The 21,947-nt window shown below is 66.6% G+C and carries 22 protein-coding genes and 1 tRNA gene; 16 read left to right on the top strand and 7 right to left on the bottom strand.

What is annotated here, in order from left to right:
- Positions 1-240 precede the first annotated feature (240 nt).
- Positions 241-1,323 carry an AI-2E family transporter gene (locus KDW55_RS06945; protein WP_040141985.1) on the top strand — a complete coding sequence of 361 codons (1,083 nt, stop codon included), beginning with the start codon at positions 241-243 and terminating at the stop codon, positions 1,321-1,323.
- Positions 1,324-1,440: 117 nt separating this feature from the next.
- Here KDW55_RS06945 and purU read toward each other — a convergent pair whose 3' ends face one another.
- The 5 genes from purU to KDW55_RS06970 form a co-directional block, all read right to left on the bottom strand.
- The gene (gene purU, locus KDW55_RS06950) at positions 1,441-2,325 is read right to left on the bottom strand and encodes a formyltetrahydrofolate deformylase (protein ID WP_040141987.1); all 885 of its coding nucleotides are present in this window, start codon (positions 2,323-2,325) and stop codon (positions 1,441-1,443) included.
- Positions 2,326-2,425: 100 nt separating this feature from the next.
- Positions 2,426-3,283, bottom strand: coding sequence for an NUDIX hydrolase family protein (locus KDW55_RS06955; protein ID WP_069241756.1), 858 nt, complete (start codon positions 3,281-3,283; stop codon positions 2,426-2,428).
- 5 nt (positions 3,284-3,288) lie between these two features.
- Positions 3,289-3,903 (bottom strand): LysE family translocator, encoded by a 615-nt coding sequence (locus KDW55_RS06960; RefSeq protein WP_212160849.1) that lies wholly within the window; start codon positions 3,901-3,903, stop codon positions 3,289-3,291.
- 41 nt (positions 3,904-3,944) lie between these two features.
- A complete protein-coding gene (locus KDW55_RS06965) occupies positions 3,945-4,511 on the bottom strand; it encodes an adenine phosphoribosyltransferase (RefSeq protein WP_040141994.1) in 567 nt (188 codons plus the stop codon).
- Between the two features lie 95 nt (positions 4,512-4,606).
- A complete protein-coding gene (locus KDW55_RS06970; protein ID WP_212160848.1) occupies positions 4,607-6,613 on the bottom strand; it encodes a monovalent cation:proton antiporter family protein in 2,007 nt (668 codons plus the stop codon).
- Positions 6,614-6,739: 126 nt separating this feature from the next.
- Between KDW55_RS06970 and kdsD the strand changes: the two genes are divergently transcribed.
- The 11 genes from kdsD (at position 6,740) to KDW55_RS07025 (ending at position 15,978) form a co-directional block, all read left to right on the top strand.
- The gene (gene kdsD / locus KDW55_RS06975) at positions 6,740-7,723 is read left to right on the top strand and encodes an arabinose 5-phosphate isomerase KdsD (protein ID WP_069241758.1); all 984 of its coding nucleotides are present in this window, start codon (positions 6,740-6,742) and stop codon (positions 7,721-7,723) included.
- Positions 7,723-8,259, top strand: a complete 537-nt coding sequence (locus tag KDW55_RS06980) for an HAD family hydrolase (protein WP_040141999.1) — start codon at positions 7,723-7,725, stop codon at positions 8,257-8,259. Before kdsD ends, KDW55_RS06980 begins: the two co-directional genes overlap by 1 nt.
- 3 nt (positions 8,260-8,262) lie before the next feature.
- Complete coding sequence (lptC, locus tag KDW55_RS06985) at positions 8,263-8,877, top strand: LPS export ABC transporter periplasmic protein LptC (protein ID WP_040142002.1); 615 nt, start codon at positions 8,263-8,265, stop codon at positions 8,875-8,877.
- A 20-nt stretch (positions 8,878-8,897) separates the two neighbouring features.
- Positions 8,898-9,563 carry a lipopolysaccharide transport periplasmic protein LptA gene (lptA, locus tag KDW55_RS06990; protein ID WP_040142004.1) on the top strand — a complete coding sequence of 222 codons (666 nt, stop codon included), beginning with the start codon at positions 8,898-8,900 and terminating at the stop codon, positions 9,561-9,563.
- Positions 9,560-10,336 carry an LPS export ABC transporter ATP-binding protein gene (gene lptB, locus KDW55_RS06995; RefSeq protein ID WP_040142006.1) on the top strand — a complete coding sequence of 259 codons (777 nt, stop codon included), beginning with the start codon at positions 9,560-9,562 and terminating at the stop codon, positions 10,334-10,336. The genes lptA and lptB overlap by 4 nt, the downstream gene beginning before the upstream one ends.
- A gap of 163 nt (positions 10,337-10,499) precedes the next feature.
- Positions 10,500-12,005 carry an RNA polymerase factor sigma-54 gene (locus tag KDW55_RS07000; protein ID WP_040142008.1) on the top strand — a complete coding sequence of 502 codons (1,506 nt, stop codon included), beginning with the start codon at positions 10,500-10,502 and terminating at the stop codon, positions 12,003-12,005.
- Positions 12,006-12,164: 159 nt separating this feature from the next.
- Positions 12,165-12,524 (top strand): ribosome-associated translation inhibitor RaiA, encoded by a 360-nt coding sequence (gene raiA, locus KDW55_RS07005; protein WP_006477786.1) that lies wholly within the window; start codon positions 12,165-12,167, stop codon positions 12,522-12,524.
- 196 nt (positions 12,525-12,720) lie between these two features.
- Positions 12,721-13,233, top strand: a complete 513-nt coding sequence (locus tag KDW55_RS07010; protein WP_040142010.1) for a PTS sugar transporter subunit IIA — start codon at positions 12,721-12,723, stop codon at positions 13,231-13,233.
- 129 nt (positions 13,234-13,362) lie between these two features.
- The gene (gene hprK / locus KDW55_RS07015) at positions 13,363-14,331 is read left to right on the top strand and encodes an HPr(Ser) kinase/phosphatase (RefSeq protein WP_006483133.1); all 969 of its coding nucleotides are present in this window, start codon (positions 13,363-13,365) and stop codon (positions 14,329-14,331) included.
- Positions 14,332-14,406: 75 nt separating this feature from the next.
- Positions 14,407-15,315 (top strand): RNase adapter RapZ, encoded by a 909-nt coding sequence (gene rapZ / locus KDW55_RS07020; RefSeq protein ID WP_040142012.1) that lies wholly within the window; start codon positions 14,407-14,409, stop codon positions 15,313-15,315.
- 27 nt (positions 15,316-15,342) lie between these two features.
- The gene (locus KDW55_RS07025) at positions 15,343-15,978 is read left to right on the top strand and encodes an LON peptidase substrate-binding domain-containing protein (protein ID WP_212148333.1); all 636 of its coding nucleotides are present in this window, start codon (positions 15,343-15,345) and stop codon (positions 15,976-15,978) included.
- A gap of 120 nt (positions 15,979-16,098) precedes the next feature.
- Here the strand turns inward: KDW55_RS07025 and mutY are convergent, their stop codons facing one another.
- Together mutY and mutM are read right to left on the bottom strand one after the other, a co-directional pair.
- Positions 16,099-17,205, bottom strand: a complete 1,107-nt coding sequence (mutY, locus tag KDW55_RS07030) for an A/G-specific adenine glycosylase (RefSeq protein ID WP_040142016.1) — start codon at positions 17,203-17,205, stop codon at positions 16,099-16,101.
- Between the two features lie 36 nt (positions 17,206-17,241).
- Entirely contained in the window at positions 17,242-18,069 is an 828-nt protein-coding gene (gene mutM / locus KDW55_RS07035; protein WP_040142018.1) for a bifunctional DNA-formamidopyrimidine glycosylase/DNA-(apurinic or apyrimidinic site) lyase, read from the bottom strand.
- A 365-nt stretch (positions 18,070-18,434) separates the two neighbouring features.
- Here mutM and KDW55_RS07040 point away from each other — a divergent pair, with 365 nt between their 5' ends.
- From KDW55_RS07040 to KDW55_RS07055, 4 genes are all read left to right on the top strand, one after another.
- Positions 18,435-20,258, top strand: coding sequence for a tetratricopeptide repeat protein (locus KDW55_RS07040; RefSeq protein ID WP_212160847.1), 1,824 nt, complete (start codon positions 18,435-18,437; stop codon positions 20,256-20,258).
- A complete protein-coding gene (gene lolB / locus KDW55_RS07045; protein ID WP_040142024.1) occupies positions 20,258-20,875 on the top strand; it encodes a lipoprotein insertase outer membrane protein LolB in 618 nt (205 codons plus the stop codon). Before KDW55_RS07040 ends, lolB begins: the two co-directional genes overlap by 1 nt.
- Positions 20,876-20,902: 27 nt before the next feature.
- Positions 20,903-21,784, top strand: coding sequence for a 4-(cytidine 5'-diphospho)-2-C-methyl-D-erythritol kinase (ispE, locus tag KDW55_RS07050; protein WP_212160846.1), 882 nt, complete (start codon positions 20,903-20,905; stop codon positions 21,782-21,784).
- Between the two features lie 53 nt (positions 21,785-21,837).
- A tRNA-Gln gene (locus tag KDW55_RS07055) sits at positions 21,838-21,914 on the top strand.
- Positions 21,915-21,947: the final 33 nt, after the last annotated feature.

Below are 21,947 nucleotides of genomic sequence, written 5' to 3' on the forward strand. Positions count from 1 at the left end.
CGTGGCTGCCGGCCGCGCGCGGGAACGGAATTCGCGGCAGCCCCGGCGTCATCGTTTTCCCTCCCGCGGTTTTCCCCTCTGCGTTTACACCACGAGCCAAACTGTCCCGAGGCGGACCATAATGGCAGCTATACTTTACGGTCGTAAGGTTCGCCATCCGCACCAATCCGGTGCGGCGCCGGCCGACCGCCGTCCTGCCGCGTACCGCGCGTCACGACACCCGAACGACAGGAATCCACGATGGAGAAGCAACAAGAGTCGCGCGACGCCCAAAGCCGCGAGCCGCACCTGCGCAGCGTGCGGCTGACGAGCGACTTCAGCCTGCCGAAGCTGTCGGCGATCGAGATCGGCAGTTATCTGTTCGCCCTCGTCGCGATGGTGCTGGTCATCGAGCTCAAGCTGCTCGGCGGGTTGCTCGCCGGATTGCTCGTCTATCAGCTGATCCATACGATCGCGCCGGTCATCGAACGCCACACGACAAGCATGCGCGCGCGCTGGGTCGCCGTCGTGCTGCTGTCGATCGCGATCGTCGGCGGGCTCACCGGCCTGACGATCGGCATCATCGAGCACTTCGAGCACACGGTGCCGAACCTGCAGAGCCTGCTCGACCAGCTGATGCAGATCGTCGAGCAGACGCGCGCACGCACGCCGGCCTGGATCGCGAACCTGCTGCCGGTCGACGTCGAACAGATGAAGGCCAAGGCGGCGCTGCTGATGCACTCGCACATGGATCAGCTTCAACAAGGCGGCAAGAGCGTCGCGCGCGGCTTCGGCCACGTGCTGTTCGGGATGATCATCGGCGCGATGATCGCGATCGGCGTCGAGCACGGCAAGGTGCGCCGGCCGCTGTCGACCGCGCTCGTCACGCGCGTGTCGCGCTTCGCCGAGTCTTTCCGCCGGATCGTGTTCGCGCAGATCAAGATCTCGGCGATCAACGCGGCATTCACCGCGATCTACCTGCTCGTCGCGCTGCCGGTCTTTCACCAGCGGCTGCCGCTGTCGAAGACGCTCGTGCTCGTCACGTTCATCGTCGGCCTGCTGCCGGTGATCGGCAACCTGATCTCGAACACGCTGATCGTCGCGGTGTCGCTGTCGGTCAGCATGGGCACCGCGATCGCGTCGCTCGCGTTCCTCGTGATCATCCACAAGCTCGAATACTTCCTGAACGCGAAAATCATCGGCGGGCAGATCGAGTCGCGCGCGTGGGAGCTGCTGCTGGCGATGCTGATCATGGAAGCCGCGTTCGGCTTGCCGGGCGTGATCGCCGCGCCGATCTTCTATGCGTACCTGAAGCGCGAGCTGTACATGCTGCGGCTGATCTGACGGCCGCGCGCCGCCGCCCCACTCGTCATCCAAACAAAAACGCCGCGCTCCGTCGAGCGCGGCGTTCTTGCTTTCAGCGGCCGTCGGGCGGCACGGGCCGCCCGACGCGAACCGCGATCAGCGGAACACGACCGTCTTCGTCCCGTTCAGCACGATCCGGTGTTCGACGTGCCACTTCACCGCGCGCGCGAGCGTCACGCACTCGACGTCGCGACCGATCGCGGTGAGCTGGTCGGGCGTCATGCTGTGATCGACGCGCTCGACTTCCTGCTCGATGATCGGGCCTTCGTCGAGGTCCGTCGTCACGTAGTGCGCGGTCGCGCCGATCAGCTTCACGCCACGGTCGAACGCCTGGTAGTACGGCTTCGCGCCCTTGAAGCTCGGCAGGAACGAATGGTGGATGTTGATCGCGCGGCCGGCGAGCCGCTGGCACATGTTCGGCGACAGGATCTGCATGTAGCGCGCGAGCACGACGAGATCGGCCTGGTGCTCGTCGATCACCTCCAGCACGCGCGCTTCCTGCGCGGCCTTCGCCGCCTCGGACGAGCCGCCGACGAGCGGGAAGTGATGGAACGGAATGTTGTAGCTCGCGGCGAGCTGGTAGAACTCCTTGTGATTCGACACGATCGCCGGAATCTCGATCGGCAGCTGGCCGGTGCGATAGCGGAACAGCAGGTCGTTCAGGCAGTGGCCAATCTTCGACACCATGATCACGACGCGCGGCTTCACCGCCGCGTCGTGCATCTCCCAGCGCATCGCGAACTGCTCGGCGAGCGGCGCGAATTCCTGGCGCAGCGTGTCGAGCGCCGACGCGGCATCCGCGCCGCCGCCGTCCTGCACGAAGTGCACGCGCATGAAGAACTCGCCGGTACGGCTGTCGCCGAACTGCGCCGAATCGAGAATGTTGTTGGCGCGTTCGAACAGGAAGCCCGAGACCGCGTGGACGATGCCGTGCCGGTCGGGGCACGACAGTTTCAAGATAAAGCTGTGATCGGTCGACATGACCGCTACTCCTTCGTTTCGGTATTCGTCAAATGGCGCGCGTTCGGCCGCCTCCCGCGCGCGAGGCGCGGGCCTCGGCCACGGCCTCGCATGCGGCGCGTTATGCGGCCGGCGCGAACAGCGCGTCGATGCCCTCGGCATCGGCCGCCGCGAGCCAGCGATGGCGCAGCAGCGTGTCGAGCATCGCGAGGCTCGCATCCATCGTCGCGCGGCCTTCGCGCAGCCACGCGATCACTTCCGGCACGCCGGCCAGCAGATGCTCTGCTACTTCGCCGTCCTGGTTGTGCGGCGCGAAGTCGCGCGGCAACGGCAGGTCGTACACGAAGATCAGTTCGGACTGCGTGCCTTCCGGCAGCGAGCACAACACCTGCACCGCGCGGCCCGCGATCGCGCGCGCCGCGAGTTCCGCCGGCATGCCGGCCTCTTCCCAGCATTCTTTGATGAGCGTCTCTTGAACGCCCAGCCCCCAACCGATGCCGCCCGCGACGACGTTGTCGAGCATGCCGGGGTCGGTGGACTTGGTCGCGCTGCGGCGGCCGAGCCACATCTGCGGCGCGGCCGGCGAACCCGGTGCAACCGCATATTCTACGATGCCGTTCAGATGCACCGCATAAGTCTGCGTGCCGAAGAAGCGCGACGCGGCGCGCTCGATATACGCGAGCGGCGGATCGTCGAAGCGGTTGCGGATCGCGTAGATTTCGTCGCGCCAGCCCGGAATCGCGCCTTCGGCCGCGAGCGCGCCGATCGCGCTCGCGAGCGCCATGCTGCGCGCGTCGACCGTGTCGTAGCGTGCCGACAGCACGACGCGCTCGTCCGTCAGTTCAAACACGTCAGGCCAGCGCACGAGCTTCGCGACGTCCCGGCGCCGCACCCAGCCGACCTGTCGGCCGGCGATCTCGAAGCGCAGGTGCGCGGCCCGATCGAAGCGGCGCGCAGCAGCGATGCACGGAAACGTCATCGGCTTCAGTCCTTCAGGGCAACGTGAATGCCGATCGCGATGAACGTCGCGCCTGCGATCCGGTCGAGCCACACGCCGGCCTTCGGGCGACGCTTCAGCCATGCGCCGATCGCACCGGCGCCAACGCCGAACAACGAGAAGATGGCGGCCGTCTGCAGCATGAACAGCGCGCCGAGCTCGAACATCTGCAGCGTCACGCCCTGCGTGCCGCGCGGATCGACGAACTGCGGCAGAAACACGACGAAGAACAGCGTGACCTTCGGGTTCATCAGGTTGCCGATCACGCTTTGCCGGAAGATCGCACCGAGCGGCTGAGGCGGCCGCTCATGGGCATTCGCGAGGCCGTGGCTGCGCAGCGCCTTGATGCCAATCCAAATCAGATACGCGGCGCCCGCGAGCTTCAGCGCCTGGAACGCGACCGGCGACGAGCGCAGCACGGCCGCGACGCCGAGCGCCGCGAGTGTCGTATGGAACAGGATCCCGGCCGTGAAGCCGAGCGCCGCGACGAAACCGGCCGCGCGCCCTTGCGAGATCCCGCGTGCGAGCACCTGCAGGTTGTCCGGACCGGGCGCGAACGTGATTGCGATCGACGTGGCGAGAAACAGCATGAAATTGGGCATCGTGACCTCGCGGCGTGGGCGGCGTTCAGTGGCTCACCGGTTCAGTGGCCGGCGAATTCGGTGACGGTGTAGACCGGCAACCCCGCATTGCGCAGCAGCGCGGAGCCGCCGAGATCCGGCAGATCGATGATCGCCGCGCCCTCGACCACGACCGCGCCGAGCCGCTGCAACAGGTTGCGCCCCGCCATCATCGTGCCGCCGGTCGCGATCAGGTCGTCCATGATGATCACGCGGTCGCCGGGGCGGCATGCGTCTTCGTGGATCTCGACCGTCGCGCTGCCGTATTCGAGGTCGTACGATTCCGAGCGCGTCTTGTACGGCAGCTTGCCGACCTTGCGGATCGGCACGAAGCCGACGCTCAGCTCATACGCGACGATCGGCGCGATGATGAAGCCGCGCGCGTCGAGCCCCGCGACGTAGTCGAGCTTCGCATCGACATAGCGTTCGACGAACAGATCCACGAGGATGCGCAGCGCCTTCGGGCTCTGCAGCAGCGTCGTAATGTCGCGGAACATCACGCCCGGCTGCGGCCAGTCCGGCACCGTGCGGATCTGGCTATGGATGAAGGCGACCGGATCGAGCGGTGCGCCCGACGACGAATGCGGCATGAAACTCTCCGAAAAAAACGGTGCGCGAAGATCGGGCACCGTTTCGAGTAAATACGGGTCAGGTTATTGAATCGGCTGGTCGATCCGACCGGGCGTCATGCGACCGCAGCGGGCGGTTCGCGCCGGTGGCGCGACAGCCGCTCCTCGGCGAGCGCGAGCGCTTCCGGCAGCCCGCGCAGCACGACGATATCGCTTGCGCGCAGCTTCGTCTGCGGATCGGGTTCGACGCCGCGGATGCCGTGCCGGCGGATCGCCGTGACTTCCAGCCCGAGCACGTACAGCCCCAGTTCCTCCAGCGAGCGCCCGACCGCGTCCGCGCGCGCATCGACCGGCACCGATTGTAGCCGCACCTGCTCGTGGTCGTCGTCGTCCGCATCGTCCGCGCCGTGGAAATAGCCGCGCAGCAAGCTGTAGCGTTCGTCGCGCATCTCCTCGACGCGCCGCACCACCTTGCGCATCGGCACGCCGACCAGCACCAGTGTGTGCGACGCAAGCATCAGGCTGCCCTCGACGATCTCCGGAATCACTTCGGTCGCACCGGCCGCGAGCAGTTTCTCGAGATCGGCGTCGTCGACCGTGCGCACGATCGCCGGAAGCGTCGGCTCGAGTTCATGCACGTGATGCAGCACGCGCAGCGCGGACGGCGTGTTCGCATACGTGATCGCGACGGCCGCCGCGCGATGGATGCCGGCCGCGAGCAACGACTCGCGGCGCGCGGCGTCGCCGAACACCACCGATTCGCCGGCCGTCGCGGCCGCGCTCACGCGATCGGGGTCGAGGTCGAGCGCGACGTACGAAATGCCTTCCTGTTCGAGCATGCGCGCCAGGTTCTGGCCCGCGCGCCCGTAGCCGCAAATGATCACGTGGCCGCGCTGCTTCAGGCTTTGCGTCGCGATCCGCGTCATTTGCAGCGACTGCTGCATCCATTCCGTCGACGACAGCCGCATCACGATCCGGTCCGCGTTCTGGATCAGGAACGGCGCGGCAAGCATCGACAGCAGCATCGACGCGAGGATCGCCTGCAGCAGCGTCGAGTCGACCAGATGCCGGTCGAGGATCAGGTTCAGCAGCACGAAGCCGAATTCGCCGGCCTGCGCGAGCCCGATACCGGTGCGCATCGCGACGCCCGGCGTCGCGCCGAACAGGCGCGCGAGCCCCGCGATCATCGTCGCCTTGAACAGGATCTGCCCGACGAAGAAGCCGAGCACGATCAGCGGATGCTCCCAGATCACGCGCGGATCGAGCAGCATCCCCGTCGTCACGAAGAACAGGCCGAGCAGCACGTCGCGGAACGGCTTGATGTCCTCCTCCACCTGATGGCGGAACGGCGTCTCGGAGATCAGCATCCCGGCGATGAACGCGCCCAGCGCGAGCGACAGCCCGAAGCGGTCGGTGATGAACGCGGCGCCGAGCGTGACGAGCAGCAGGTTCAGCACGAACAGTTCCTGCGAGCGGCGCCGCGCGACGACGTTGAGCCAGCGCGTCATGAACCGCTGACCGATGACGAGCAGCAACGCGAGCGCGATCACGATCTTCACCGCCGCGAAGCCGAGCGTGAGCGCGAGGTCCTTCGACGACTCGGCGCCGAACGCGGCGATCACGATCAGCAGCGGCACCACGGCGAGATCCTGGAACAGCAGCACGCCGAAGATGTTGCGGCCGTGTTCGGTCTCGATCTCGAGCCGCTCGGCAAGCATCTTCGACACGATCGCCGTCGACGACATCGCGAGCGCGCCGCCGAGCGCGACGCTGCCCTGCCACGTGATGTGCACCCAGCGCTCGAACAACGCGCCGAGCACGACTGCGACCGCGAGCGTCGCGACCACCTGCAGCAGCCCGAGGCCGAACACGAGCCGCTGCATCGCCCGCAGCTTCGCGAGCGAGAATTCGAGGCCGATCGAGAACATCAGGAACACCACGCCGAATTCCGCAAGATGCTCGGCCCGTTCGAGATCCGCGGCGACGCCGAATGCGTGCGGGCCGACCAGGATGCCGACGGTCAGGTAGCCGAGCATCGGCGGCAGGTTCAGCGAGCGAAATACGACGACGCCCACCACCGAGGCCAGCAGCAGCAGCAGGGTCATTTCGAGCGGGGAAATCACGGGCGAAGCGTCCTCGTTCGTCGGGGCCGCGGCAATGCGGGCGCGGGTGGTGGCGATGGGCCGGCAACCTCGGCACGCGTCCGAAGGTGCGGCACGGCGAACAAACGCCTTTGCTATACTCCGCGCATGATAGCGAAAATCAATGATGATCGGGCGCTCGCGCTCGCCCGCGACGTGCTCGACATCGAAGCGGACGCCGTGCGCGCGCTGCGCGACCAGCTCGACGGCGACTTCGTCCACGCCGTTGCGCTGCTGCTCGGCTGCCGCGGGCGCGTCGTGGTATCCGGCATCGGCAAATCGGGGCATATCGCCCGCAAGATCGCGGCGACGCTGGCAAGCACCGGCACGCCGGCCTTCTTCGTCCATCCTGCGGAGGCCAGCCACGGCGACCTCGGCATGGTCACCTCCGACGACGTCTTCATCGGCATCTCGTACTCCGGCGAGTCGGAAGAACTCGTCGCAATCCTGCCGCTCGTCAAGCGCATCGGCGCGAAGCTGATCGCGATCACGGGCCGTGCGGAATCGAGCCTCGGCACCCTCGCCGACGTGAACCTGAACGCCGCGGTCTCGAAGGAAGCGTGCCCGCTGAACCTCGCGCCCACCGCGAGCACGACCGCCGCGCTCGCGCTCGGCGATGCGCTCGCGGTCGCGGTGCTCGACGCGCGCGGCTTCGGTTCCGAGGACTTCGCGCGCTCGCATCCGGGCGGCGCGCTCGGCCGCCGCCTGCTCACGCACGTGCGCGACGTGATGCGGTCGGGCGACGACGTGCCGCGCGTCGGGCTCGACGCGACGCTATCCGATGCGCTGTTCCAGATCACCGCGAAGCGGATGGGCATGACCGCCGTGATCGGCGCAGACGGCCGCGTGGCCGGCATCTTCACCGACGGCGACCTGCGCCGCGTGCTCGCGCGCGAAGGCGATTTCCGCACGCTGCCGATCGCCGACGTGATGACGCGCGCACCGCGCACGATCGGCCCGGACCAGCTCGCGGTCGAAGCCGTGGAACTGATGGAGCGCCACCGGATCAACCAGATGCTCGTGGTCGATGCGGACGGCGCGCTGATCGGCGCGCTCAACATGCACGACCTGTTTTCGAAGAAGGTGATCTGATGAGCGCAGCGCTGACAGCGGCCGAACGCGCGAGCCGCGTGAAGCTGATGATTTTCGACGTCGACGGCGTGCTGACCGACGGCGGCCTGCTGTTTACGGCGGCCGGCGACGCGATGAAATCGTTCAATTCGCTCGACGGCCATGGCGTGAAGCTGCTCGGCGAGGCCGGCATCGCGACCGCGATCATCACCGGCCGCCGCTCGGACATCGTCGCGGCGCGCGCGAAGGAAATGAAGATCGCGCACCTGTTCCAGGGCGTCGAGAACAAGCTCGCCGTGTTCGCCGATCTGATCGCATCGCTCGGCATCGGCGCCGACGCGTGCGGCTACATGGGCGACGACTGGCCCGACCTGCCGGTGATGCTGCGCTGTGGCTTCGCGGCCGCGCCTGCCAACGCGCACCCCGAGGTGATCGCCCGCGCGCACTGGGTGGCAGAGGCCCGCGGCGGTCACGGCGCGGTGCGCGAGGTGTGCGACGCGATCCTGCGCGCGCAACGCCGCTACGATGCGCTGCTCGCGGCTGCCTGCGGAGCCTGACGGATGAACACGCATTTTCGCTGGACCCAACTGCTGCCGCTCGTCGCGGTGGCCGCGCTCGCGGGCATCACATGGTGGCTGCTGCAGGCGACGCTGCCGCCGCCCGGCGAGGGCGCCGCGCAGCCGAAGCGCCACACGCCCGACTACTTCGCCGACAACTTCTCGGTCACCGAACTCGACCAGACCGGCACGACGCAGTACCGGCTCACCGCCGCGAAGCTGATCCATTACGAAGACACGGAGAGCAGCGACCTGACCGATCCGGCCATGCGCGCGTTCCAGCCCGGCAAGCCCGTCGTGACGACCACCGCGAAGCGCGGCACGGTCAACGGCGACGTGACGATCGTCGATCTGTACGACGACGCGCGCATCGTGCGCATGGCCGGCGGCGGCGATCCGCAGATGCAGGCCGATTCCCAGCATTTCCGGATCTTCGTCAATGACGATGTGATCCAGACCGAAAAGCCGGTTAAACTTCAGCGCGGCCTGTCGCTCGTCAACGCGACCGACGGCATGAAGTACAACAACGTCACCCGGGTCATCGAGCTTTACGGCAACGTGCGCGGCACGATCGCCGCGGCGGACACGTCCGGCGGCTCGAAAGGCCAACCCAAGTGACGCATCCCTCACGTGACTGCATGAACGAACCGTTCCCTCGACAGAATTCCGGCGGCGCTGCGCGCGCCGTCCGCGCCGCGCTCGCCGCGACGCTCGTGGCGCTCCCGCTGGTCGGGCTGGCGCCGCTCGCCCATGCCGAGAAGGCCGACCAGAACAAGCCGATCAACGTCGAGGCCGACAACCTGACCTACGACGACTTGAAGCAGGTGACCGTCGCGACCGGCAACGTCGTGATCACGAAGGGCACGATCATCATCAAGGGCGATCGCGTCGAAGTGCGCCAGGACCCGGAAGGCTATCAGTACGCGACGTCGTTCGGCAGCGGCAAGAAGCACGCGACGTTCCGCCAGAAGCGCGAGGGCCTCGACGAATACATCGACGGCGACGCCGAGCGCATCGACTACGACGGCAAGCAGGACCTGACGACGCTGACGACCGCCGCGACCGTGCGCCGCCTGCAGGGCACGTCGACGATCGCCGACACCGTGCACGGCAGCGTGATCACGTACGACGGCCAGCACGACTTCTACACCGCGAAGGGCGGCAAGGACGTCGCGGCGCCGGGTAATCCGAACGGCCGTGTGCGCGCGATGCTGTCGCCGAAGAACGGCGGCGCCGGGCCGCTGAACGGCGCGCCGGCGAAGCTGTCGCCGTCGACCACGATCCAGGGAGCGCCGGGTCAATGAACGCGCTCCCGAACCGCCAGCCGGCCGGCACCACGAGCTCGCTCGTCGTCCGCAACCTGAAGAAGCGCTACGGCTCGCGCACCGTCGTGAAAGACGTGTCGTTAGACGTGAAGAGCGGCGAAGTCGTCGGCCTGCTCGGCCCGAACGGCGCCGGCAAGACGACGTCGTTCTACATGATCGTCGGCCTCGTGCCGCTCGATGCGGGCGAGATCTCGCTGAACGGCAGCTCGATCAGCCTGCTGCCGATCCACAAGCGCGCGTCGCTCGGGTTGTCGTACCTGCCGCAGGAAGCTTCGGTGTTCCGCAAGCTGACCGTCGAGGAAAACATCCGTGCGGTGCTCGAGTTGCAGCACGGCGAAGATGGCAAGCGGCTGTCGAAGGACGCGATCGCGTCGCGCACCGAGGCGCTGCTGGACGAACTGCAGATCGGCCATCTGCGCGAGAACCCGGCGCTGTCGCTGTCGGGCGGCGAACGCCGCCGCGTGGAAATCGCGCGCGCGCTCGCAACGAATCCGAGCTTCATCCTGCTCGACGAACCGTTCGCCGGCGTCGATCCGATCGCGGTGCTCGAGATCCAGAAGATCGTCAAGTTCCTGAAGCAGCGCAATATCGGCGTGTTGATTACCGATCACAACGTGCGCGAAACGCTCGGCATCTGCGACCACGCGTACATCATCAGCGACGGTTCGGTGCTCGCCGCCGGCGCGCCGAGCGAAATCATCGAAAACGAAAGCGTGCGCCGCGTGTACCTCGGCGAACACTTCCGCATGTAACTCCCCTCTTCGCTGGCTGCCGCCTGCGCGGCATCGCCGTGCGGTGGCGCGCGCACGCGTCGCGCGGCGGCCTGTGCGCGGCCGGGCGCCGCGCCGCGCGTAATCGCGGATGGCTCAATGCGCCTGGGTCGTGGCAAACTGCCGGTATGACTCCCTCATTGCCATGAAAGCCAGCCTTCAACTCCGCCTGTCGCAACATCTAGCGCTGACCCCGCAACTTCAGCAGTCGATCCGGCTGCTGCAGCTGTCGACGCTCGAACTGCAGCAGGAAGTCGCGATGGCCGTCGCGCAGAATCCGCTGCTCGAGAACGATGACGAATGGATCGCGAGTCCGCTGCGGGTCGCCGCGGACGGATCGCTGATCGCGCAGACGCCTGCCGGCCAGAATGCCGAACCGAGCGCGTCCAACGGCAGCACCCAGTCAAGCGATCGCGCCGAACGCGACGAACCTGCCGGCGCCGACGAATACGACGGCTACGCGTCCGGCGACGCCGGCGACGGCCCGCAGTGGAATCTCGACGAATTCGGCCGTTCGAGCGGCGCATCGGACGACGACGACCTCCCGCCGCTGCAGGTGCAGGAAGCGGCGACGTCGCTGCGCGACCACTTGTCCGCGCAATTGCGCGTCACGCAGGCCAGCCCGCGCGACCGCGCACTCGTGATGTTCCTGATCGAATCGCTCGACGACGACGGCTACCTGACGGCGTCGCTCGACGAGGTGCTCGCCGACCTCCCGCCGGAACTGGAGATCGACGGCGACGAGCTGAATGCCGCGCTCGCGCTGCTGCATAGTTTCGACCCGCCCGGAGTCGGTGCCCGCTCGGCGTCCGAATGCCTGAAGCTGCAGCTGCTGCGCCTTGATCCGTCCCCGACTCGGACGCTCGCGCTGGAAATCGTGTCGCAGCATCTCGAACTGCTCGCCGCGCGCGACTTCACGCGGCTGCGCAAGCACCTGAAGGCGACCGACGACGCACTGCGCGACGCGCATGCGCTGATCCGCTCGCTCGAGCCGTTCCCGGGCGCTGCATACGGCAAGGCCGAGGCCGACTACGTCGTGCCCGACATCATCGTGAAGAAGGCCGGCCAGGGCTGGCTCGCGGAACTCAATCCGGAGGTGATGCCGCGCCTGCGGATCAACAACCTCTACGCGAACATCCTGCGCAACAGCCGCGGCGATCCGGCGGCCGGTTCGCTGAAACAGCAGCTGCAGGAGGCACGGTGGCTGATCAAGAATATCCAGCAGCGATTCGACACGATCCTGCGTGTCGCGCAGGCGATTGTCGAGCGTCAAAAGAATTTCTTTGCGCACGGTGAAATTGCCATGCGCCCCTTGGTTTTGCGGGAAATAGCTGATACGCTGGGCCTACACGAGTCGACTGTCAGCCGTGTGACAACCGGCAAGTACATGCTGACCCCGTTCGGGACGCTCGAATTTAAGTACTTCTTCGGATCACACGTTTCGACCGACACCGGAGGCGCCGCATCGTCGACCGCCATCCGAGCCCTGATCAAGCAACTGATAGGAGCTGAAGACCCAAAATCGCCACTTTCGGACAGCCGCATTGCCGAGCTGCTGGCAGAACAGGGTTTCGTGGTCGCGCGCCGCACGGTTGCCAAGTATCGCGAAGCCCTCAAGATCCCGGCAGTGAATCTGCGCAAGTCTCTTTAAGCCTGCTGCCTGCCCGGCGGCAGGCGTGTTCCGGCCACCGCGCACACGGGGAACAGGCCGGGCGACCTGTCCGCGATTCCGCCGCCGCGTGCGGCGCGGGCAAGTCGACCGGAGCGCCGCCTCGATGCGGCCGGGTGGTCACTCGCTTGGAGAAGCACTATGAACCTGAAGATCAGTGGACATCATCTGGAAGTCACGCCTGCAATTCGCGAATACGTGATCACCAAGCTGGACCGGGTGCTACGCCATAGCGATCAGGTGATCGATGGCACTGTGATCCTCTCGGTCGACAACCACAAGGAAAAGGACAAGCAGCAGCGCGCAGAAATCAATCTGCACCTGAAGGGCAAGGACATCTTCGTCGAAAGCGCAAACGGCAACCTGTACGCTGCGATCGATCTGCTGATCGACAAGCTGGATCGCCAGGTCGTCAAGCACATGGAACGTCTGCAAACCCATGCGCACGACCCGATCAAGCTGCAGCCGTCGATCGACCAGATCGAATTGCCGCCGCAATAACGGTCAACGCAATACGCACGCCGCCCGGTTCGCCGGGCGTTTTTTTTGGGTCCGCGCGGCCGTGGTGCGACCGGTCCGTCCGTGCTGCGCCACGCGCGCGGCTGTGCTCTATAATGTCCCGGTTATCGCCGGGGGGCATCGGGTGCCATCGCTGCGTTGCTGGCCTCCCGTGCCGAACGCCTCGACATCGCCGAACATGGAAGATCAGTCTGCCGCCGCAAGGAGACCCCAGGCCGCCCAATCGCCTGTCAACATGAATCGCCTAGCCAAAATCCTGCCCATAGAGAACGTCGTCATCGACCTCTCCGTCACCAGCAAGAAACGCGTCTTCGAACAAGCCGGGCTGATCTTCGAGAATCAGAACGGCATCGCCCGCAGCACCGTCACGGACAACCTGTTCGCGCGCGAGCGCCTCGGCTCGACCGGGCTCGGCGAAGGCGTCGCGATTCCGCACGGGCGCATCAAGGGGCTCAAGCACCCGCTCGCCGCGTTCGTGCGGCTTGCGGACGCGATCCCGTTCGAAGCACCCGACGGCCAGCCGGTCGGTCTCCTGATTTTCCTGCTCGTCCCCGAGCAAGCCACCCAGCAGCACCTCGAAATCCTGTCGGAAATCGCGCAACTGCTGTCCGATCGCGACGCGCGCGAGCGTCTGCACAACGAAACGGATATCGCCGAGTTGCATCGCCTGCTCACTCAGTGGCAACCTTGAGTTGATCCGGGCGGATTATTTTCCCGAACGAGGCGGCACGCGCCGCCATCCAGGGCCGCCCGGCGCCGGTCCGGCATGGCGACGCCCGTCGCCGCGCGCATGCACCGGCTCAATGGAGTGACGAGAGTCATGGATACGTCCAGCATCAACGCCCAGAGCATCTTCGACGACAACGCGGCCACGCTGAAGCTGAGCTGGCTGACGGGGCATGAAGGCTGGGAGCGCGGTTTCTCGGCCGACACCGTCGGCAATGCAACGTCGAGTGCCGACCTCGTCGGCCACCTGAACCTGATCCACCCGAACCGGATCCAGGTGCTCGGCGAAGCCGAAATCGACTACTACCAGCGGCAGACCGACGAAGACCGTTCGCGCCACATGGCCGAGCTGATCGCGCTCGAGCCGCCGTTTCTCGTCGTCGCCGGCGGCGCCGCCGCGCCGCCCGAGCTGGTGCTGCGCTGCACGCGCTCGTCTACCCCGCTGTTTACGACGCCGATGTCGGCCGCCGCGGTAATCGACAGCCTGCGGCTCTACATGTCCCGCATTCTCGCGCCGCGCGCGACGCTGCACGGCGTGTTCCTCGACATCCTCGGGATGGGCGTGCTGCTTACCGGCGACTCCGGGCTCGGCAAGAGCGAGCTCGGCCTCGAACTCATCAGCCGTGGCCACGGCCTCGTCGCCGACGACGCGGTCGACTTCGTCCGACTTGGCCCCGATTTCGTCGAAGGCCGCTGCCCGCCGTTGCTGCAGAACCTGCTCGAAGTGCGCGGCCTCGGCCTGCTCGACATCAAGACGATCTTCGGTGAAACCGCGGTGCGCCGGAAAATGAAGCTGAAGCTGATCGTCCAGCTCGTGCGCCGCCCGGACGGCGAATTCCAGCGGCTGCCGCTCGAAAGCCAGACGGTCGACGTGCTCGGTTTGCCGATCAGCAAGGTCACGATCCAGGTGGCGGCCGGTCGCAACCTCGCGGTGCTCGTCGAGGCGGCCGTACGCAACACGATCCTGCAGTTGCGCGGCATCGACACGTTGCGCGACTTCATGGATCGGCAACGGCTCGCGATGCAGGATCCCGACAGTCAGTTCCCCGGCAAGCTCGTGTAACTTTCCCGCGCCGGCCTCGCAGCGCCGACGCGTCGAGCCGGTGCTATGATGAAACGTCAGGATTCTCTGCTTCCCATGCGCATCGTCCTCATCACCGGCATCTCCGGCTCTGGCAAGTCCGTCGCGCTGAACGCGCTCGAGGACGCAGGCTACTACTGCGTCGACAACCTGCCGCCGCACGTGCTGCCCGAACTTGCCCGCTATCTTGCCGAGGGCGGCCAGCATCGGCTCGCGGTCGCGATCGATGCGCGGTCGAGCGCGTCGCTCGACGAAATGCCCGGCCTGATTCGCGCGCTGTCGCTCGAGCACGATGTCCGCGTGCTGTTCCTCAACGCGAGCACGCAGGCGCTGATCCAGCGCTTCTCCGAAACGCGCCGGCGCCACCCGTTGTCCGGTTCGCCGTCGCACGACGCGAACGTCGGGCTGCTGTCGTCGCTCGAGGAAGCGATCGAGCGCGAACGCGAACTCGTCGCGCCGCTCGCCGAATTCGGTCATCAGATCGATACGAGCACGCTGCGCGCGAACGTGCTGCGCACTTGGGTCAAGCGCTTCATCGAGCAGAAGAACAACGACTTGATGGTGATGTTCGAGTCGTTCGGCTTCAAGCGCGGCGTGCCGCTCGACGCCGACCTGATGTTCGACGTGCGCGCGCTGCCGAATCCGTACTATGACCATGAGCTGCGCCCGCTCACCGGGCTCGACCAGCCGGTCATCGCGTTTCTGGACGCACTGCCGATCGTCCACCAGATGATCGACGACATCCATGCGTTCCTGATGAAATGGCTGCCGCACTTTCGCGAAGACAACCGCAGCTACCTGACCGTCGCCATCGGCTGCACGGGCGGCCAGCATCGCTCGGTGTTCATCGCGGAAACGCTCGCCGCGCGCCTCGCGCACGATGCGAACGTGATCGTGCGGCATCGTGACGCGCCCGTGGATGTCGACGCGTCGTCGCGGCTCGTCACCGAGGTCGACCGACCTTAGCGACACCCGCCCTCTCGCCGGCGCGCCATGTCTACCCTATCGACGACCCTGATCGACTTGCCGCTGTTCCCGCTGCACACGGTGCTGTTTCCAGGTGGCTGGCTGCCGCTCAAGGTGTTCGAGGCGCGCTATCTCGACATGTGCCGCGCATGCCTGCGCGACGATGCGCCGTTCGGCGTATGCCTGCTGAAGAGCGGCCCGGAAGTCGCGCAGGACGGCGCCGTGTCGGTGCCCGAGACCATCGGCTGCATGGCGCGCATCACCGAGTGCGACACCGGCGAATTCGGGATACTGTATCTGCAGGCGGTCGGCACGCAGCGTTTCGAGCTGCTGTCGTATCGCGTCGAAGCGAACGGGCTGCTGGTCGGCATCGCCGAGCCGCTGCCCGACGACATTCCGCTGGAAGGAGAACAGGCGCTCGCGCAGTTCGGATCGTGCGCGGAGGTGCTCGAGCGGATCATCGAAGCGCTGAAGAAGAGCGAACCCGACAAGATGCCGTTCATCGAACCGTTCCGTCTCGACGATCCGAGCTGGGTGTCGAACCGGCTTGCCGAGCTTCTGCCGCTCGACCTGCGCGCACGGCAGAAGCTGATGGAGTTTCCCGACGTCGGTGCGCGGATCGATGCCGTGCACCACGTCCTTGACCGGCACGGGTGGCTGTAGGCGCCCGCTGTTGCTTCGCGTCGCACCGGCATCGTCCGGGTGCTCGGTTGCTCCGTTCGAGCGGCAAAACACGCTTGGGCCGCGCTGCATTCGCGTGAGCGCGCCCCGCTTCCCGTTTCGTTACAGCAGCGGCCCGCTCAACGCATCGAGCAGCTTGCGCACGGGGGCCGGCACGCCATACGCGTCGAGCGCGGCGAGCGGCACCCACGCGGTCTCGGCGTCTTGCGCGCGCGCGGGCGGCGTGCCGTCGTTCTTCAGGTCGCTCAGCCGCGGCTCGATCTCGAGCCGGAAATGCGTGAACGTATGCGTAAACGCCGCGAGCGGCACCGGGCCGCCGCCGCCGAAGCCGCGCGCGAGTTCGGCCAGTGCCGCATCGCCGTCGGCTTGCGGCAGGCACCACAGCCCGCCCCAGATGCCAGCTGGCGGGCGCCGCTCGAGCAGCACCGCGTCGCCGTCGCGCAGCACCAGCATCCAGGTCTTGCGCGTGGGCACGGCCTTCTTCGGCCGTGCGGCCGGCAGTTCGCGCTGCCGGCCCGTGGACTGCGCGACGCAGTCGCCCGCGAACGGGCAACGCGCGCAATCCGGCTTGCCGCGCACGCACAGCGTCGCGCCGAGATCCATCAACCCCTGCGTATACGCGCTGACGTCGGCTGCGTTCGCGGCATCCGGCAGCAGCGATTCGGCCAGCGCCCACATGTCGTTCTCGACCCGCTTCTCGCCCGGAAAACCTTCGATGCCGAACACCCGCGCGAGCACGCGCTTCACGTTGCCGTCGAGGATCGTCGCGCGCGCTCCGTACGCGAACGATGCGATCGCCGCTGCCGTCGAGCGGCCGATGCCCGGCAGTTCCGCGAGCGCGTCAGGCGTCGACGGGAATACGCCGCCATGCTCGGCAGCAACCACCTGCGCGCAGCGGTGCAGGTTGCGTGCGCGCGAGTAATAGCCGAGGCCGGCCCATAGCGCCATCACGTCGTCGGCCGGCGCGGCCGCAAGCGCGGCGACGTCGGGAAAGCGCTCGAGAAAGCGCGTGTAATACGGAATGACGGTCGAGACCTGGGTCTGCTGCAGCATGATTTCCGACAACCAGATCCGGTATGGATCACGGGTGTTCTGCCACGGCAGGTCGTGGCGGCCGTGCTCGCGCTGCCACGCGATCAGGCGCGTGGAGAACGAACGATGCAGCGGCGTGACGGGAAACGGAGCGGGGGCGATGCGGGGCGGCTTCAAGTGTTCGAATCTTTGTAAAAGGTTGCAGCGCCGAACTCAACGCTGGCAGGTCGGGCAGAAATAGGTCGAACGCTGACCCTGCACGATCTGACGGATCGGCGTGCCGCACACGCGGCAAGGCAGTCCGGCGCGGTCATAGACGAAGCAGTCGAGCTGGAAATAGCCGCTTTCGCCGTTGCTGCCGACGAAATCGCGCAACGTGCTGCCGCCGCGCTCGATCGCATCGGCGAGCGTCGCGCGCACTGCGTCGGCGAGCCGCTCGTAGCGCGGCAGCGAAACCTTGCCGGCGGCGGTCGTCGGCCGGATGCCGGCGCGAAACAGGCTCTCCGATGCATAGATATTGCCGACGCCGACGACCATGTCGCCGGCGAGGAGCGCCTGCTTGACCGATACCGTGCGGCCGCGCGTGCGTGCATGCAGGAGCGCACCGGTGAACGCGGACGAGAACGGCTCGACGCCGAGGCTTGCGAGCAGCGGATGCGCGTGCACGTCGCCCGCTTCGCGCGGGTGCCACAGCACCGCGCCGAAACGGCGCGGATCGCGGAACCGCAGCACGAATTCGTCGAAGATCCAGTCGATGTGATCGTGTTTCGCGGCAACCGGCACGCCGGCCGCGGGCAGCACGCGCAGCGTGCCCGTCATCCCGAGATGGACGATGAACCAGCCGGCGTCGACCTCGAACAGCAGGTACTTGCCGCGACGCTCGACGGCGAGCACCTCGCGTGCGCGCAATTGCTCGGCGAGTCCGGCCGGCACCGGCCAGCGCAGCATTGCGGTGCGGACGTCGACACGCTCGACGCGGCGGCCCGCGACAAAGGGCGCGATGCCCCTGCGCGTGACTTCGACTTCTGGCAACTCTGGCATGTTTTGCGGGTCTGAGACGAGGATCTGTTTACGTACGGAACGCGCATGCGTTGCCGCGAACGGCCGCTCGCGAGACGCGCGACGCCGCGAATACTGACGTACTCGCACGGAGCGCCACGCGGCGAGCGGTCGTTCCCGCGGCAACCCCGAATCGAGAAGTTTATGTCGGGGGAATGCCCGAAATCGCCCGCATCGCGGCGTCGCTCGGCGCTTGTTCGGTTCGCCAAACGACGCTCGTCGCTTCTTGCCATGCAGGCGATTTCGGGCATTCGCATGTGCGTTCCATATGTAAACGGACCCTACCACGATCGTGCGTGTATTGTAGCGAGCGCGTTACAATCGGTTGAAACACCGAACGGATTTCCATGACCCTGCCCTCGAAGATGCTTCTGAAGCGCCCCGCCGCTGCGTGCGGCGCGCGTGCCTTCCCGGTCCGCCGTGCGCTCGGCGCAGCGCTGTTCGCCGCCTGGACCCTCACCGCCCTCCCGGCTCACGCGCAAGGTCCGGCATCGGACGACACGGAGCCGCAGGGCGCGTTCGAACACGTCATGTCGGACGAGAAAAAGGATCTCCCGGGCGTCCCGCTGACGAGCCAGATCGTCTATCAGGTGCTCGCCGCGGAGGTCGCGCTCCAGCGCAACCAGCCGGCACCCGCGTACCAGACCTATCTCGCGCTTGCCCGCGACACGCGCGACCCGCGCATGGCGCAGCGTGCGACCGAGATCGCGCTCGGCGCGCAAAGCCCGGCCGATGCGCTGTCCGCAGCCAATCTGTGGCGCCAGTACGCACCCGATTCGAACCGCGCATCGCAAGTCGACGCCGCGCTGCTCGTGCTCGCCGGCAAGCCGGCCGATGCGCAGCCGATGCTCGCGCGCGAGCTGGCCCGCGCGACGGGCGAAACGCGCGGCCCCGCGATCCTCGCGCTGCAGGCGCTGCTGGTGCGCGGCTCCGACCGCGTCGGCGGCCTCGCGGTGCTGAAGGACATGCTGAAGAACGACATGAACCGCCCGGAGGCGCACCTCGCGATCGCGCGGCAGCAACTGGCGGTCGACGACAAGGAAGGCGCCGCACAGTCGCTGAAACAGGCGCTGCAGATTCGCCCCGACTACCTGCCGGCAGCACTGATGCTGTCGCAGATGGGGCCTGCGGAGCGCGCTGCCGGCATCGTGTCATTCGAGAAATATGTTCAGCAGAATCCGAAGTCGCGCGACGCACGGCTCGCGCTGTCGCAGCTCTATCTCGCCGACGATCGCCTCGACGACGCGCAGAAGCAGTTCGAGACGATGCGCAAGCTCGATGCGAAAGATCCGACGCCGCTGATGGCGCTCGCGCTGATCAAGATCCAGCAGAAAAAGCTCGACGACGCGAGCGCGTACCTGAAGCAGTACGTGCAGCTCGGCGGCAAGCAGCCGAACCTCGACGTCGGCCAGGGCTACATCTACCTTGCGCAGATCGCGATCGAACAGGGCAACGACGCGCAGGCGTCGCAGTGGCTCGACAAGGTCGACCAGACGAGCCAGCACTACCTGCCGGCGCAGATCACGCGTGCGCAGCTGCTGCAGAAGCAGGGCAAGACAGACGAGGCGCGCAAGGTGCTCGACGATCTGCCGATCAGCGATCCGCGCGACGCGGCCGTCGTCGCGCGCACCGATGCGTCGATCCTGTTCAGCGCGAAACGCTATTCGGAAGCCGAGGCGCGGCTCGGTCGCGCGGTCGAGGACTTCCCGGACGATCCGGACCTGCGCTACGACTACGCGATGGCGGCGGAAAAGACGGGCCACTACGCGACGATGGAAAAGCAGCTGCGCGAGCTGATCCGCACGCAGCCGGACAACCCGCAGGCATACAACGCGCTCGGCTATTCGCTCGCCGATCGCAACCAGCGCCTGCCCGAGGCCAGCAAGCTGATCGACAAGGCGCTGTCGCTCGCGCCCAACGACGCGTACATCATGGACAGCCTCGGCTGGGTGAAGTACCGGATGGGCGATTCGGCGGGCGCGGCGAAGGTGCTGCGGCGTGCGTACGAATTGCAGCCGAATGCCGAGATCGGCGCGCACCTGGGCGAGGTGCTGTGGAAGAGCGGCGCGCAGGACGACGCGCGCACCGCGTGGCGTGCCGCGCAGAAGCTCGAGCCCGACAACGAAACGCTCGTGCAGACGCTGAAGCGCTTGCAGATCAACGGCCTTTGATGCGGATGCTCCCGATGCCTCTCCTGTCTTCCCGTGCGCGGCGCGCGCTGGCGGCGGCCGGCGCTGCGCTCGCGCTCGCCGGCTGCGCGAGCACGCCGCCGTCGGCGAATGCGCCGGGCGCCGTGCTGCAGACGGCCGCGACGCACGCCTATCACGGCCGCTTCGCGGTGCAGTACAACGACCGCTTTGGCCGGCAACAGAACGTGTACGGCAACTTCGACTGGCAGGAACAGGGGGACGACGTGTCACTCGAACTGCGCAGCCCGCTCGGGCAGACGCTTGCGGTCGTCAAATCGACGCCGCAGGCCGCGTCGCTCGAATTGCCGAACCGCCAACCGCAATACGCGACGGACGTCGGCGAACTGATGCAGAACACGCTCGGCTTCTCGCTGCCGCTGGCCGGCCTGCGCTACTGGCTGCTGCCGACGGCGGCCCCGGCGACGCCCGCGCAGACGGTACGCGACCCCGCCGACGCGACGCGCGTGAAGCAGATCCGCCAGGACGGCTGGACGATCGACTACCTCGCCTACGCGGACGCACCGGCCACCGGTGTCAAACGTGTGAACCTCGTGCGCGCAACGCCGCCGCTCGACATCAAGCTCGTGCTCGACCAGTAAGCACGCGAACCTAGCTCCGACCTACGCATGACCGATTCGACCCGCTCGCTGCGCAACTGCCTCGCGCCCGCGAAACTCAACCTGTTCCTGCACATCACCGGCCGCCGGCCGAATGGCTATCACGATCTGCAAAGCGTGTTCCAGCTGCTGAACTGGGGCGACACGCTGCACTTCACGCTGCGCGACGACGGCCGCGTCGCACGCGTCACCGACGTGCCCGGCGTACCCGAACAAAGCGATCTCGTCGTGCGCGCGGCCAATCTGCTGAAAGCGCATACGGGCGCTGCGGCCGGCGTAGACATCGAAATCGACAAGCGCCTGCCGATGGGCGCGGGCCTTGGGGGCGGGAGCTCCGACGCGGCCACGACGCTGCTCGCGCTGAACCGTCTGTGGCAACTCGACTTGCCGCGCGCGGAATTGCAATCGCTCGCGGTAAAACTCGGCGCCGACGTTCCGTTTTTTGTTTTTGGAAAAAATGCGTTCGCAGAGGGTATCGGAGAGGAATTAGCTGAGGTAGAATTGCCGACTCGCTGGTTCCTGGTTGTGACGCCGCGAGTTCATGTCCCAACCGCTGAAATTTTTTCAGATGAGTTGTTGACAAGGGACACAAAGCCAGTCACAATTGCTGACTTTCTTGCACGGCAAAACAGCGATGCGGGATGGCCAGACAGCTTCGGCCGGAACGATATGCAGCAAGTTGTGACAAGTAAGTACGCGGAAGTTGCGCAGGTGGTCAAATGGTTGTATAATGTGACCCCCGCGAGGATGACCGGCTCCGGAGCTAGCGTGTTTGCAGCATTTCCCAGCAAGCACGAGGCAGAAGCGGCGAAAGCCAAGCTGCCCACCGGTTGGAACGGTGCAGTTGCCGAAAGCCTGAACGAGCATCCGCTCTTCGCTTTCGTGTCATGAAGTTTTGCTTTGCCGGATGGCCTACGTGTCCGGTGAAGTTATCAGTTAAGTGTAGGGGAGTCGCCAAGTTGGTCAAGGCACCGGATTTTGATTCCGGCATGCGAGGGTTCGAGTCCTTCCTCCCCTGCCAAAAATTTTCCCGCATTTCCCGCCTAAGCCTGAA

It is taken from the genome of Burkholderia sp. AU19243, assembly GCF_018148075.1.
In the GTDB taxonomy this organism is placed as follows: domain Bacteria; phylum Pseudomonadota; class Gammaproteobacteria; order Burkholderiales; family Burkholderiaceae; genus Burkholderia; species Burkholderia latens_A.